Raw genomic sequence first — 13,110 nt, forward strand, 5'->3', positions numbered from 1 at the left:
ACATCCCCGTCTGCAACCACCTCCCCTTCAAAAAAGGGAAGTGTATGACGCTTTCCAGCCCGTACAGAGGGCACTCTGGCCCCCTCCCCTGGCAAGGGGAGGGCTGGGGTGGGGTCAGACGCGATCAAGCCATGCCCGAATAGAGACAACCACCCCGGGTAGATTTTCCATCACCTCCCTGTTGCTAAATCTCAGTACCGTCAGCGACAGGGCCGCCATGTAGGCATCCCGTCGCTTGTCATGACGCAAACCCCGCATGTCGAAATGGCTGTCGCCATCAACCTCAATGACCAACAACCGCCCGGGGCAGTAAAAATCCGCAATGTATGGGCCTATACCTTGCTGACGGCGAAACTTGACTCCGAGTTGCCCAGCCCGAAGCGTCTGCCACAATCGCCGTTCAGGCTCTGTTGGATTGTTTCGCTGTTCACGCCGTTTATCCAGCGTGGCCTCGCGGTTGAAAACACGAACTGGCTTCTCGTTCATGACAGTATTCCTCCGACTATGACCCCTGTCAGCATAACAACTACTCACCCCCTCCCAGCCTCCCCCTTCAAAAGGGGGAGGAGCTTGTCTGGCCCTTTCTCTCCCCTGTGCGATTCAGTCTCAAGGAGCCCGGCAGGAGCAGAAAACAAAAAAGCCCGCACCTTGAGGTGCGGGCTTGTGGCGTGTCCGGGGCGAGCGACCCGTGGCGGCGGCTTACTTGCTGCCGGTGCCGGAATTGCGGGTGGAGGAGGTCGGCTTGCGACGGGCGGTGGTGGCACGGGCGCGCGGCTCCTTGCCCTGCATCTCCTTGTGGCGCTTGACGGCGCGACGGATCTGGGCGGCCTGCTTGTGGCGGGTGCTCTTGCCATCCTGCTGCAGGTCGACCTTGGACTCGGTCTCGTTGGGCAGGTTGACCAGGCCGCGCAGGTAGTTCACCTCGGGGAGTTTCAGCTCCTGCCAGCCACCGCGGGGGATGCCGCGATCCAGCTTGACGTCGCCGTAGCGGATACGCATCAGGCGGCTCACCTGCACTTCCTGGGATTCCCACAGGCGGCGCACTTCCCGGTTGCGGCCCTCGGTCAGGGTGACGTTGAACCACTGGTTCAGCCCTTCACCGCCGGCCGGCTTGATCTTGTTGAACTTGGCCATGCCGTCTTCCAGCTGCACGCCCTTGCGCAGGCGCTGCAGCATGGCTTCGGTGATCTCGCCAAAGACGCGCACCGCGTATTCCCGCTCCACTTCGTGGCTCGGGTGCATCAGCCGGTTCGCCAGCTCGCCGTCGGTGGTGAACAGCAAAAGACCTGAGGTGTTGACGTCGAGGCGGCCGACCGCAATCCAGCGGGCGCCATCCATCTTGGGCAGACGATCAAACACGGTGGGACGTCCTTCCGGATCGTGGCGGGTGCACATCTCCCCTTCGGGCTTGTGGTAGGCCAGCACGCGGCAGATCACTTCCTCTGCGGCGCGGGTCTTGACCTGGTGGCCATCCACCCGGATCACGGCGTTCACTTCGACGCGATCCCCCAGCGTGGCGACCTTGCCATCCACGCTGACCCGACCTGCGGTGATCAGGGCCTCCATCTCACGACGGGAGCCTTGACCCGCGCGGGCCAATACTTTTTGCAGTTTTTCACTCATCGGGTTTACCTGATTGTTGATCGCTGCCCGCCGACATCGCGGACAACCTTGGCTCTTGTGGGAAGGCCCCGTTGGCCTCCCCACCATGTTCATGCTCAGCACGGCCTGCCAGAGGCTGACCGTCACCGCCCTCGCCCGGCATGAGCGACAAGGGGGCCTGCAGCTCGGGATCCAGCTCGGGGAGCTGCTCCAGACTCTGCAGGTTGAAATAGTCCAGAAATTCACGGGTGGTGGCGAGCAGCTCGGGGCGACCCGCCACCTCCTTGTGGCCGATGCTGCGCACCCAACCACGCTCCTTGAGGGTGTTGACGATCTGGCTCGACACCGCCACCCCGCGGATGGCTTCTATCTCCGCCCGGGTGATGGGCTGACGATAGGCAATCAGCGTCAGCGTCTCCATCACGGCGCGGGAATAACGGGGAGCTCGCTCGCTCCACAGGCGCGACAGCTCCTCGGCATACTCCTGGCGGGCCTGGAAACGCCAGCCGGAGGCCACCTCTTTGAGCTCGACCCCCCGCTCGCTGTAATCCTGTCTGAGCTCTGCCAGCAGCAGCTGGACATAGCGGCCGGTGACCGGGTAGTCCGAGAGCACGCTGCCCTTGATTTCGCTCACCGTGAGGGGACGCCCCGCCACGAAGATCGCCGCCTCGATCAGGGTCTTCAATCGTTCAGCAGGCAGCGCCACGGTGGACCTCCCGGGTCCACGCCCCTGGCGCCGCCCCTCGCTCAGTGTAGATGCTCATGCTCCTCCCCTTTCCCCTGACTGGCCAGGGCAAAATGGATGGGCCCCAGAGGCTCCGCCTGCAAGATCCAGATCAATTGTTCCTTGCACAGCTCCAGCAGGGCCAGGAAGGTCACCAGCACCCCCATGCGCCCCTCCTCGGCTCGCAGCACCTGCTCCAGGCGCAGGGTCTGGCCCAGGGAGAGCATGGCGAGGATCTCCGCCATCCGTACCCGGGTCGGGATCTGCTCGCGGCGGATCTGGTGATGTTCAAAATGAGTCGCGCGTTTTACCACACTTTGCATGTAAAGGGCGAGTTCAACCAGAGAAACATCGGGCGCCAATGGCTTCAAGGCACCAAAATCCGGCGCCATGGCGGCGGCGACGAAGATCTCCCGCTCCACCCTCGGCAGGGCATTGACCCGCTCCGCCCCCAGCTTGTAGCGCTCGTACTCCTGCAGGCGACGAATGAGGGTGACGCGAGGGTCTTCTCCCTCCTCCTCGTCTTCCAGCTCCGGGGCCTTGGGCAGCAGCAGGCGGGACTTTATCTCCGCGAGCCAGGCCGCCATCAGCAGGTATTCCGCCGCCAGCTCGAGGTTGAGCCCCTGCATCAGATCCACGTACTCCATGTACTGGGCGGTGATCTGCAGGATGGGCAGGTTGAGGATGTCGAGCTGCTGGCGCCGGATGAGGTAGAGCAAGAGATCCAGCGGCCCCTCGAAGGTGTCGAGAAACACCTCCAGCGCATCGGGGGGGATGAACAAGTCCTGGGGCAGCTCATGGTAGGGCTGCCCCAGCACGGTGGCGATGGGCGGGGGAAGGGAAGCCTCCCCCGTCGTGCCCGCGGGGGTTGTCAGCGCGGGCACGGGGTCGGCAAGATCACTCAAACGGCGTCGGATCCCCGGCACCGCGGCGACGCAGCACGGGCTCGTCGTCGGAGAAGTCCACCACAGTGGTGGGCTGCTCGCCCAGATACCCGCCGTTGACCACCAGATCCAGCTGCTTGCCGAGCTTGTCGGCAATCTCCTCGGGGTCGAACTCCGCCATCTCGGAGCCCGGCAGGATCAGGGTGGTGGAGAGCAGCGGCTCACCGAGGGCCTCGAGCAAGGCCAGCGCGATGTTGTTGGCCGGGACCCGGATGCCGATGGTCTTCTTCTTCTCGTTCATGAGGCGACGCGGCACCTCCTTGGTGGCCTTGAAGATGAAGGTGTAGGGTCCGGGGGTGTTGTTCTTGACCAGCCGGAAGGCGGTGTTGTCCACCTTGGCATAGGTGGAGATCTCCGAGAGATCCCGGCACACCAGGGTGAAGTCGTGGTTCGGCTCGATGCGACGGATGCGGCAGATGCGCTCCAGGGCATCCTTGTTGCCCATCTGGCAGCCCAGGGCATAGCCGGAGTCGGTGGGATAGACGATGACGCCGCCATTTTGCAGGATCTGCACCGCCTGGCTGATGAGGCGAACCTGGGGATTGTCGGGATGTACGTAAAAATGCTGACTCATATGCTCTTCTCGCGATAGGGGGCACGCTCGTTGCCCGCTTCATGGTCAAGGGCCCCTTGGCCCATGACACTACCTTAACCTGTTTGACGCAGACTCGCCTGCATCAAAGATGCCGGCCCGGGGGGTCAGCGGCTGGCCAGCAGGCCCGCATGCTCCTCGGGGGTGAGCCCGAAATGACCGGGGTGACCCAGCCACAGCGGCATCCCCTCCTTGGGGAGCCAGAGGTGGCGGCCAAGCTCGGTCCAGTTGGAGGGGAAGTGAAAATCGGACCCCACCGAAATATAGAGATCGTGCTCCCTGGCCCACTGGCCGAGATTCGCCCGCTCCTGGGGGCTCTGCTGGGGCAGGGAAACCTCCATGGCATCCCCCCCGACGGCCTTGAAGGCCACCAGCAGTCGCTTGATCCACTTGGCGGTGAGATTGTAGCGGCTCGGGTGAGCCAGCACGGCGAGCCCGCCTGCGGCGTGGATGGCCTCGATGGCCTCCCCCATCCCGGGCCACTCGGCGGGCACATAGCCCTTGTTGCCCCGGCTCAGGTACTTCTTGAACACCTTCTGCATATTGTCGGCCACCCCGCGCGCCACCAGCACCCGGGCAAAGTGGGCCCGGGTCACGGCGGCGTCACCGGCGAGCTGCTTGGCCTCTTCATAGGTGCCCGGGATGAGGCACTTCTCCAGACGACGCCCGATCTCCTCGGCGCGCGCCTCCCGGCGAGCCCGCTGCCCTGCCAGAAAGGCGAGCAACTGGGGATTTTTCTCGTCCACCCCGAGGGCCACGATGTGGATCTCGTGATGCTCCCACCCGGTGGAGATCTCCACCCCGCTCACCAGGCGCAGTGGCAACTGGTCGGCCGAGATGGTCTGGCGCACCTCCTCAAGCCCGTCGAGGGTATCGTGGTCAGTGACCGCTAACACCTCCACCCCTTTTTCGGCGGCGCGGCGCACCAGGTCGGCGGGGCTCAGCACCCCGTCCGAGGCGGTGGTGTGGCAATGCAGATCGAATCTCATCGGCGTGTTTCGCTCTTGTTTGGGACCTGCCTGGAAAAGGCCGGCAAAAAAGCGACTTGACTTGGCCGCGGCTTTATCGTTTTCTGTAGGCACTTCATTGCAAACATCTTTTTACAGGACTCAATCTCATGCAAGCGACTTCCATCCTGACCATCTGGTGGTGGCACACTCCCTGACATGCGGGCGTGTGGTCGTTGCTGTACCTGTAATCTGACAGCAAGTTAAGAACCCAAAGAAAAAGCCCGCTGACCCCAGCGGGCTTTTTTATTATCCGGCAAATGGACCTGTGATGAAACCGACAATTCAGAGAAGCACACTGACATGGCGATGGCGAACTCGCTGACGTGACCCGAACCCGACCCATTTTCAAGAGAGACAGCGCCATGACCATCGGTGACACACAACACATGCAAGGGAAGGCATTATGACAGGCAACAAGACCCGTTTGCCCCTGGGCGAATTCGATACCATCCGGCTCAATGCCCCCTATGTGACAGACCCCCTGGCACTCTATACCCGACTCTGCCAGGACAGACCCAACAACCTGCTGCTCGAATCGGTGGAGATCGACTCCAAGGCCGGCACCCAGAGCCTGCTGCTGGTGGACGCCTGCCTGCGCATCGAGTGCCGCGGCCGCGCCGTGCAGGTGCGCCCCCTCGGCGACAACGGCGCCGCCCTGCTGCGCCTGCTGGAGCAGCGCCTGCCCGCCGTCATCACCCAGACCCGGGTGGCGGACGAGCTGCACCTCGACTTCCCGGCGTCCGATCGGGAGCTTGACGAAGACAGCCGCCTCAAGGGCAGCAGCGTGCTGGACGTGCTGCGCACCCTGCAGCGGGAGCTGCAATGCCAGCAGGGCAAAGAGGCCCTCTTCATGGCGGGCAGCTTCGCCTACGACCTCATCGCCTCCTTTGAAGACTTGCCCGAGGTGCCAGAGGGGAGCAACGACTGCCCTGACTACTGCTTCTATGTGGCCGAGACCCTGATCACCATCGATCACATCAAGCAGAGCACGGCGCTGCTGGCCTGCCTCTTCGGCGGCGAAGAGGATGAGCAGCTGGACGCGCGCTACGCCCGCCTGACCGCTCGCCTCGAGTCCTTCAAACAGGCCTGTCAGCAGCCGCTGCCTGCGCCGCAGGGCACCGCGCCGCTGACCGGCGCCCTGGCCGTCGACAAGGGAGACAAGCAGTTCTGCGCCGAGGTCGAGAAGCTCAAGGGCTTCATCCGCCGTGGTGACATCTTCCAGGTGGTGCCGTCCCGCAGCTTCTCCCTCCCCTGCCCGGATCCCGTCGCCGCCTATCGCCGCCTCAAGCAGACCAACCCCAGCCCCTACATGTTCTACGTGCAGGACGAGGGCTTCACCCTGTTTGGCGCCTCCCCCGAGAGCGCGGTCAAGTTCTGTGCCAACAGCCGCCAGGTGGAGATGTACCCCATCGCCGGCACCCGCCGCCGTGGCCTCAACCCGGACGGCAGCATCAACCTGGATCTGGACGGCCGCATCGAGCTGGAGCTGCGCCAGGACGAGAAAGAGGTGGCCGAGCACCTGATGCTGGTGGATCTGGGCCGCAACGACATCGCCCGCATCTCCGCCCCCGGCACCCGCTACGTCAAGGATCTGCTCAAAGTGGATCGCTACAGCCACGTCATGCACCTGGTCTCCCGGGTGGTGGGCACCCTTCGCGCCGACCTTGACGCCCTGCACGCCTACCAGGCCTGCATGAACATGGGCACCCTGACCGGTGCCCCCAAGCTGCGCGCCAGCGAGCTTATCCGCATGGTGGAAGGCAAGCGTCGCGGCAGCTACGGCGGCGCCGTGGGTTACCTGAACGGCGCAGGGGAGATGGACACCTGCATCGTCATCCGCTCCGCCTTCGTGAAAGAGGGGGTCGCCCATGTCCAGGCCGGCGCCGGGGTGGTCTATGACTCCAAACCCCAGGCCGAGGCGGACGAGACCCGCGCCAAGGCGGCGGCCGTGCTGGCCGCCATCGCTGCCAGCCATGGCACCTCCCTGCAGGCCCTCAGCGCCCAGCAGGAACAACACAAGGACGTGAGCCATGACTAACATCTTCCTGCTCGACAACGTCGATTCGTTCACTTACAACGCTTTGGCCGACCAGTTCCGCACTTCGAAGGAGCAGTCCCATGACTAACATCTTCCTGCTCGACAACTTCGACTCGTTTACCTACAACCTCGTCGACCAGTTCCGCACCCTGGGCTACCCGGTGCGCATCTACCGCAACAGCCTGCCGGCGAGCCGCATCATGAGTGAGATCGACGCCTGCGAAGGGGACGCCGTGCTGGTGCTCTCCCCGGGGCCGGGCGCCCCCCATGAGGCGGGCTGCCTCATCGATCTCATCAAGCTGGCCCGGGGCCGGGTGCCCATCCTCGGCATCTGCCTCGGTCATCAGGCCCTGTGCGAAGCCTACGGCGGCACCGTCGGGGCGGCGGGGGAAATCGTCCACGGCAAGCGCTCCCTCATCGAGCACAACGGCCATGGCGCCTTCGCGGGGCTGCCGAGCCCCTTGCCGGTGGCCCGCTACCACTCCCTGGTGGCCACCTATGTGCCACAAGAGTTGCAGGTGATTGCCCACTATCAGGGCATGCCCATGGCCATCGAGCAGCGTGACGAGCGGGTGCTGGGCTTCCAGTTCCACCCGGAATCCATCATGACCAGCGAAGGGGCCCGCCTGCTCACCCAGGCCCTCGCCCATGTCACCCGTCCAGAAAGCCACGTGCGGTAAGGAAGAGACCATGCATCAACATCTCAACACCCTCTATCAGGGTCAGTCTCTCACCCGCGACGCCGCCCGCGACGCCTTCGGCCAGGTGGTTCGTGGTGAAGTGGATCCCATCGTGCTCGCGAGCCTTTTGACCGCCCTCAAGATCAAGGGGGAGACCCCGGAGGAGATCGCCGGCGCCGCCGAGGCGCTCTTGGCCGAAGCCCGCGACTTCCCGCGCCCGGACTATGCCTTCTGCGACATCGTCGGCACCGGGGGAGACGGCCTCAACACCATCAACGTCTCCACCACCTCGGCCCTGGTGGCCGCCGCCTGCGGCCTGAAAGTGGCCAAGCACGGCAACCGCTCGGTCTCGAGCAAGTCGGGGTCGAGCGATCTGCTCGATAAAATGGGCATCAAGCTCGACATGAGCCCGGCCCAGGCCCGCCGCTGCCTGGACGAGCTCGGGGTCTGCTTCCTGTTCGCCCCCCAGTACCACGCCGGGGTGCGCCATGCCATGCCGGTGCGCCAGGCCCTCAAGACCCGCACCCTGTTCAACGTGCTGGGGCCGCTCATCAACCCCGCTCGTCCCAGCTTCCAGCTGATGGGGGTCTATGCCCCCGAGCTGGTGCGCCCCATCGCCGAAACCCTGCTGGCACTCGGCCTGAAAACCGGTATGGTGGTGCACGGCGCCGGTCTCGACGAGATTGCCATCCACGGCCCGACCCAGGTGGCGGAAATCCGCGACGGCGAAATTCGCGAGTACTTGCTCACCCCGGCGGACTTTGGCCTCGACACCTACCCGGTCAGCGCCATCCAGGGCGGTGAGCCCGAGGAGAACCGCGCCATCACCGCCGCCATCCTGGAAGGACGCGGCAGCCCGGCCCACAACGCCGCCATCGCCGCCAACGTGGCGCCGCTCCTGGTCATGGCGGGCGAGGCCCCGGACTTTAGGCAGGCCGCCGCCCGGGTGCTGGCGGTGCTGGCAAGCGGCCAGGCCGCCCTCCTCGCCCGGGATCTCGCCACCCTGAGCCATCAGGAGGCATGATGTCAGCCACCACCACAGCGTGCCCCAGGGGCACTCACCCAGAACGCCCGACGGGCAACAGCCAGCTTCGCAAGGATAACGAGATGTCAGATGTCATTGCTCCCCACGCCTTTCTGAACATGGCCTCCATCAGCCAGACCATCCTCGGCAAGATCGTGGCGGCCAAGCAGGAGTGGGTCGCCGCCCGCAAGGAGAGCCAGCCCCTGGCGAGCTTCCAGGACGCGCTGACCCCAAGCGATCGGGACTTCGAGGGGGATCTGCGCCAAGGCTCCACCCGCTTCATTCTGGAGTGCAAGAAGGCCTCCCCCTCCAAGGGCTTGATCCGCAACGACTTCAGCCCGGAGGCCATCGCCGACATCTATGGCCACTACGCCACCGCCATCTCGGTGCTGACGGACGAGAAGTTCTTCCAGGGGGATTTCGCCTTCCTGCCCCGGGTACGGGGCCGCGTCCAGCAGCCGGTGCTCTGCAAGGACTTCATGATTGACCCCTATCAGATCTATCTGGCCCGCCACTATCAGGCGGACGCCATCCTCCTGATGCTCTCCGTGCTCACCGACGAGGGGTATCGCGCCCTGTTCAACGTGGCGAAAGAGTTGGGCCTCGGGGTGCTCACCGAGGTGAGCAACGAGGAGGAGCTGACCCGCGCCATCGACCTCGGCGCCCCGGTGATTGGCATCAACAACCGGGATCTGCGGGATTTGAGCGTCGATCTTGCCCGCACTCGGCAGTTGGCGGCCAGGATCCCGGGGGATCGGGTGGTGATCAGCGAATCCGGCATCAACCACCGCGCCCAGGTGGCGGCCCTGCGCCACCACGCCAAGGGCTTCCTGGTGGGATCTTCCCTCATGGCGGAGCCGGATCTGGAGGCCGCGGTGCGCAAGCTCGTGCTCGGCCAGAACAAGGTGTGCGGCCTGACCCGTCCCGAGGACGCCGCCGCCGCCCATCAGGCGGGCGCCGTGTTCGGCGGCCTCATTTTTGTGGCGAAAAGCCCGCGCTACGTGGACATTCCCGCCGCCCGCGCCGTGATGGCGGGTGCGCCGCTCTCTTACGTCGGGGTGTTTCGCAATGCCCAGCCCGCCACCATCGCCAAGACGGTAGATGCGCTGGGGCTCGCCGCCGTGCAACTGCACGGGGACGAAGACGCCGCCTATATCGAGACCCTGCGCCCCCTGCTGCCGGCGGGCTGCCAGATCTGGAAAGCCGTAGGAATAACGAGCGGCGAGCCGCTGCCCGCCCTCGACTACCCGGCGGATCGCCTGCTGCTGGATACTGTCGTGAAAACTGCGGTCGGCAGCCAGAGCGGCGGCACCGGCCAGGCGTTCGACTGGACCCTGCTGGCCCATCTCGATAAAGCCCGGCTGATGCTGGCGGGGGGCCTCAACCCCGACAACGCCCTCGAGGCCGCGCAAGTGGGCTGCCTCGGCCTTGATTTCAACTCCGGGGTGGAGAGTGCCCCGGGCAGGAAGGATGCCCACAAGCTGGCTGCCGCCTTTGGCGCCCTGCGCCAACTGTGAGCGCCCCCGTGACTCATTCAACGAATTAATGAACTGCGTTTGCCCATAAGCACAAGGAATAATGTATGACCCTGCTCAATCCGTTTTTCGGTGAATTTCGTCGATGACATGTATGTGCCCCAGCCATACGCCTCAGCCCGCCAAGGCTCATACCTGATCTCAATTGCAGAATGTAAAGGAAGATAACCATGACCCTGCTCAATCCGTTTTTCGGTGAATTTGGTGGTATGTACGTGCCCCAGATCCTCATCCCCGCCCTGCTCCAGCTGGAGAAGGCCTTCGTCGATGCCAAGGACGATCCGGCCTTCGTCGCCGAGTTTCAGGCACTCCTGACCGAGTACGCCGGTCGCCCGACCCCGCTCACCCTGACCCGCAATCTGACCAAGGGCACCAAGACCCGCCTCTACCTCAAGCGTGAAGATCTGCTGCACGGCGGCGCCCACAAGACCAACCAGGTGCTGGGTCAGGCCCTGCTTGCCAAGCGCATGGGCAAGCACGAGATCATCGCCGAGACCGGCGCCGGTCAGCACGGTGTGGCCACTGCACTGGCCTGCGCCCTGCTCGGCCTCAAGTGCCGGGTCTACATGGGAGCCAAGGATTGCGAGCGCCAGAAGCCGAACGTGTTTCGCATGAAGCTGATGGGCGCCACCGTGATCCCGGTGCACTCCGGCTCCAGCACCCTCAAAGATGCCTGCAACGAGGCGCTGCGGGACTGGGCTGCCAACTACGAGACCGCCCACTACCTGCTCGGCACCGCCGCTGGCCCCCACCCCTTCCCCACTATCGTGCGGGAGTTCCAGAAGATGATCGGGGAAGAGGCCAAGGCCCAGTGCTTCGAAAAAGAAGAGCGCCTGCCCGATGCGGTGATCGCCTGCGTTGGCGGCGGCTCCAATGCCATCGGCATGTTTGCGGACTTTATCGATGAGCCTTCCGTGCGCCTTATCGGGGTCGAACCCGGTGGTCACGGCATCGAGAGCGGCGAGCACGGCGCGCCGCTCGGTCACGGCAGCAAGGGGGTCTTCTTTGGCATGCACTCCTTCCTGATGCAGGACAACCAGGGCCAGATCCAGGAGTCCTACTCCGTCTCGGCGGGGCTGGACTTCCCCTCCGTCGGCCCCCAGCACGCCCACCTGGCCGCCATCGGCCGCGCCGAGTACCCCTCGGTGACCGACAAGGAGGCGCTGGACGCCTTCCAGGAGCTGGCCAAATCCGAAGGCATCATACCCGCGCTGGAGTCCTCCCACGCCCTGGCCCATGCCCTCAAGATGGCCCGCAGTGAACCGGAAAAAGAGCAGGTGCTCATCGTCAACCTCTCCGGCCGTGGCGACAAAGACATCTTCACCGTTGCCGACATCTTTGAAAAAGAAGGAACCTTGTCATGAACCGTTACGCACAACTCTTCTCCCGTCTGGACGAAGCCAATCAGGGCGCCTTTGTGCCGTTCGTGATGCTGGGTGACCCCACCCCCGAATTGTCCCTGGCCATCGTCGATGCCCTGGTCGAAGGGGGCGCCGACGCCCTCGAACTCGGCATTCCCTTCTCCGATCCGGTGGCGGACGGCCCCACCATTCAGGGTGCCGCCCTGCGCGCCTTTGCCAGCCACACCACCCCGGATGACTGCTTCGGCCTGCTCGCCCGCATCCGCGCCAAGTACCCACAGCTGCCCATTGGCCTTTTGGTCTACGCGAACCTGGTCTATGTGCGCCACATCGACGGCTTCTACGAGAAGTGCCAGCAGGCGGGGGTGGACTCCGTGCTGGTGGCCGACGTGCCGGTGCAGATGTGCGAACCCTACAAGGCGGCCGCCGACAAGTTCGGCATCGACAGCATCTTTATCGCCCCGCCCAACGGCGATGCCGAGACGCTCAAGGCTGTTGCCGAGCTGGGCTCCGGTTACACCTATCTGGTGAGCCGCGCCGGCGTGACCGGTGCCGAGACCAAGGCCGGCATGCCGGTGGAGGGGCTGATCAATACCTTGCGCGAGTTCAACGCCCCCCCCGCCCTGCTCGGCTTTGGCATCAGCGAACCGGCTCAGGTACGTGAGGCCATCGCCGCTGGCGCCGCCGGTGCCATCTCGGGTTCGGCAGTGGTGAAGATCATCGAAACCCACCACAAGAACCCGGAGCATATGCTCACCCGTCTGAAGGAGTTTGTGGAAGGGATGAAGGCCGCGACCAATCGATAAGGAGCGGCATGGGTCAGATGCCATTGACCGTGAGCGCGGAAAGGGAGCCTGATAGGCTCCCTTTCTATTTCCTGCTTGTTGCCGCTCCCAGCGTCTTTGTCCCCTCTCCCCTTGGGAGAGGGTCAGGGTGAGGGAACCCATAATCCCCTGGTGTTATCGAATCGTAGGTTCGAATAGCACAGCGTATTCGGATGTTCGCGATCCGGGCGGAGTTAATCCGAACTCCCGAGCCAGCGGTTGGCCCCCTGATGCGGCTTCGCCCCATGGAACACGAGGGCTCTGCCCTCGACAGGGTTTCGCCCGCCCTTCGGGCCTGGGCGAGTGACTTTTCTTTGCGTGGCCAAAGAAAAGTCACCAAAAGAAAGGCCACCCCCGCCAAGCCGCCCGCCTACGGCGGATTCCCTCATTTCGCTCTCTGGGTCGGACGGAACGCCGCAGATGGTACATCCCTGTACCAACTGCGGCTGCGCCGTCATCCCTGACGGCGCTCCTGACCCATTGAGCTCGACTCGGCAGCTTGGAGGGGGATCAAGACAAAACCGTGCCAGCCCACAGCCCCCGTCTAACCGCAAACAAGCTCCCTTTCCCTCCGGGAGAGGGTTGGGGTGATGGGAATATTCGCAGTTTTGCTCGCTCAGCAACCTACTTGAAACGACAATTGCTCACTAATTAAGGAAGGTGCGAATAAGCGGGGAAATTCTTCTCGGCTGACTCAGTCATTTCATTTCTTCATGTTTGAGCCGATTTTTTCTCCCGTAAATGCCTTGAATCAGCCTATTTAGACCGTTTCTTCG

General features: G+C 64.1%; 12 protein-coding genes. 6 read left to right on the forward strand and 6 right to left on the reverse strand.

What is annotated here, in order from left to right; all coding sequences use genetic code 11:
• Positions 1–114: 114 nt before the first annotated feature.
• From ACNPAA_RS15995 to rnm, 6 genes are all read right to left on the reverse strand, one after another.
• Positions 115–486 carry an endonuclease domain-containing protein gene (locus ACNPAA_RS15995; protein WP_045524070.1) on the reverse strand — a complete coding sequence of 124 codons (372 nt, stop codon included), beginning with the start codon at positions 484–486 and terminating at the stop codon, positions 115–117.
• Between the two features lie 213 nt (positions 487–699).
• A complete protein-coding gene (rluB, locus tag ACNPAA_RS16000) occupies positions 700–1,623 on the reverse strand; it encodes a 23S rRNA pseudouridine(2605) synthase RluB (protein WP_039039190.1) in 924 nt (307 codons plus the stop codon).
• Positions 1,616–2,308, reverse strand: a complete 693-nt coding sequence (scpB, locus tag ACNPAA_RS16005) for an SMC-Scp complex subunit ScpB (protein ID WP_042014199.1) — start codon at positions 2,306–2,308, stop codon at positions 1,616–1,618. Before scpB ends, rluB begins: the two co-directional genes overlap by 8 nt.
• 41 nt (positions 2,309–2,349) lie before the next feature.
• On the reverse strand, positions 2,350–3,231 hold the full coding sequence (locus ACNPAA_RS16010; protein ID WP_010673703.1) for a segregation and condensation protein A: 882 nt from the start codon (positions 3,229–3,231) through the stop codon (positions 2,350–2,352).
• The gene (locus ACNPAA_RS16015) at positions 3,224–3,844 is read right to left on the reverse strand and encodes an L-threonylcarbamoyladenylate synthase (RefSeq protein ID WP_010673702.1); all 621 of its coding nucleotides are present in this window, start codon (positions 3,842–3,844) and stop codon (positions 3,224–3,226) included. Before ACNPAA_RS16015 ends, ACNPAA_RS16010 begins: the two co-directional genes overlap by 8 nt.
• A gap of 125 nt (positions 3,845–3,969) precedes the next feature.
• Complete coding sequence (gene rnm / locus ACNPAA_RS16020; RefSeq protein WP_039039192.1) at positions 3,970–4,851, reverse strand: RNase RNM; 882 nt, start codon at positions 4,849–4,851, stop codon at positions 3,970–3,972.
• A gap of 424 nt (positions 4,852–5,275) precedes the next feature.
• On the opposite strand from rnm, the gene ACNPAA_RS16025 reads away from it, so the two are divergent.
• From ACNPAA_RS16025 to trpA, 6 genes are all read left to right on the forward strand, one after another.
• Positions 5,276–6,910 carry an anthranilate synthase component 1 gene (locus ACNPAA_RS16025; protein ID WP_200163691.1) on the forward strand — a complete coding sequence of 545 codons (1,635 nt, stop codon included), beginning with the start codon at positions 5,276–5,278 and terminating at the stop codon, positions 6,908–6,910.
• An 80-nt stretch (positions 6,911–6,990) separates the two neighbouring features.
• Positions 6,991–7,590, forward strand: a complete 600-nt coding sequence (locus tag ACNPAA_RS16030; RefSeq protein WP_109422165.1) for an aminodeoxychorismate/anthranilate synthase component II — start codon at positions 6,991–6,993, stop codon at positions 7,588–7,590.
• A gap of 10 nt (positions 7,591–7,600) precedes the next feature.
• Entirely contained in the window at positions 7,601–8,614 is a 1,014-nt protein-coding gene (gene trpD, locus ACNPAA_RS16035) for an anthranilate phosphoribosyltransferase (RefSeq protein ID WP_010673697.1), read from the forward strand.
• Complete coding sequence (trpCF, locus tag ACNPAA_RS16040) at positions 8,614–10,131, forward strand: bifunctional indole-3-glycerol-phosphate synthase TrpC/phosphoribosylanthranilate isomerase TrpF (protein WP_417891864.1); 1,518 nt, start codon at positions 8,614–8,616, stop codon at positions 10,129–10,131. The genes trpD and trpCF overlap by 1 nt, the downstream gene beginning before the upstream one ends.
• A gap of 188 nt (positions 10,132–10,319) precedes the next feature.
• Positions 10,320–11,513, forward strand: a complete 1,194-nt coding sequence (trpB, locus tag ACNPAA_RS16045) for a tryptophan synthase subunit beta (RefSeq protein ID WP_041214833.1) — start codon at positions 10,320–10,322, stop codon at positions 11,511–11,513.
• Positions 11,510–12,316 (forward strand): tryptophan synthase subunit alpha, encoded by an 807-nt coding sequence (gene trpA, locus ACNPAA_RS16050; protein WP_109422163.1) that lies wholly within the window; start codon positions 11,510–11,512, stop codon positions 12,314–12,316. The genes trpB and trpA overlap by 4 nt, the downstream gene beginning before the upstream one ends.
• Positions 12,317–13,110: the final 794 nt, after the last annotated feature.

Source organism: Aeromonas sp. PS2Canimalfood6, from assembly GCF_048276795.1.
Classification (GTDB): domain Bacteria; phylum Pseudomonadota; class Gammaproteobacteria; order Enterobacterales; family Aeromonadaceae; genus Aeromonas; species Aeromonas caviae.

What these genes read in the sequence shown, in the direction of transcription:
- ACNPAA_RS16015 (WP_010673702.1), bottom strand. Translation starts at nt 3,844, where the DNA reads ATGAGTCAGCATTTTTACGTACATCCCGACAATCCCCAGGTTCGCCTC.
- rluB (WP_039039190.1), bottom strand. Translation starts at nt 1,623, where the DNA reads ATGAGTGAAAAACTGCAAAAAGTATTGGCCCGCGCGGGTCAAGGCTCC.
- trpA (WP_109422163.1), top strand. Translation starts at nt 11,510, where the DNA reads ATGAACCGTTACGCACAACTCTTCTCCCGTCTGGACGAAGCCAATCAG.
- trpCF (WP_417891864.1), top strand. Translation starts at nt 8,614, where the DNA reads ATGTCAGCCACCACCACAGCGTGCCCCAGGGGCACTCACCCAGAACGC.
- trpB (WP_041214833.1), top strand. Translation starts at nt 10,320, where the DNA reads ATGACCCTGCTCAATCCGTTTTTCGGTGAATTTGGTGGTATGTACGTG.
- rnm (WP_039039192.1), bottom strand. Translation starts at nt 4,851, where the DNA reads ATGAGATTCGATCTGCATTGCCACACCACCGCCTCGGACGGGGTGCTG.
- ACNPAA_RS16030 (WP_109422165.1), top strand. Translation starts at nt 6,991, where the DNA reads ATGACTAACATCTTCCTGCTCGACAACTTCGACTCGTTTACCTACAAC.
- ACNPAA_RS15995 (WP_045524070.1), bottom strand. Translation starts at nt 486, where the DNA reads ATGAACGAGAAGCCAGTTCGTGTTTTCAACCGCGAGGCCACGCTGGAT.
- trpD (WP_010673697.1), top strand. Translation starts at nt 7,601, where the DNA reads ATGCATCAACATCTCAACACCCTCTATCAGGGTCAGTCTCTCACCCGC.
- ACNPAA_RS16025 (WP_200163691.1), top strand. Translation starts at nt 5,276, where the DNA reads ATGACAGGCAACAAGACCCGTTTGCCCCTGGGCGAATTCGATACCATC.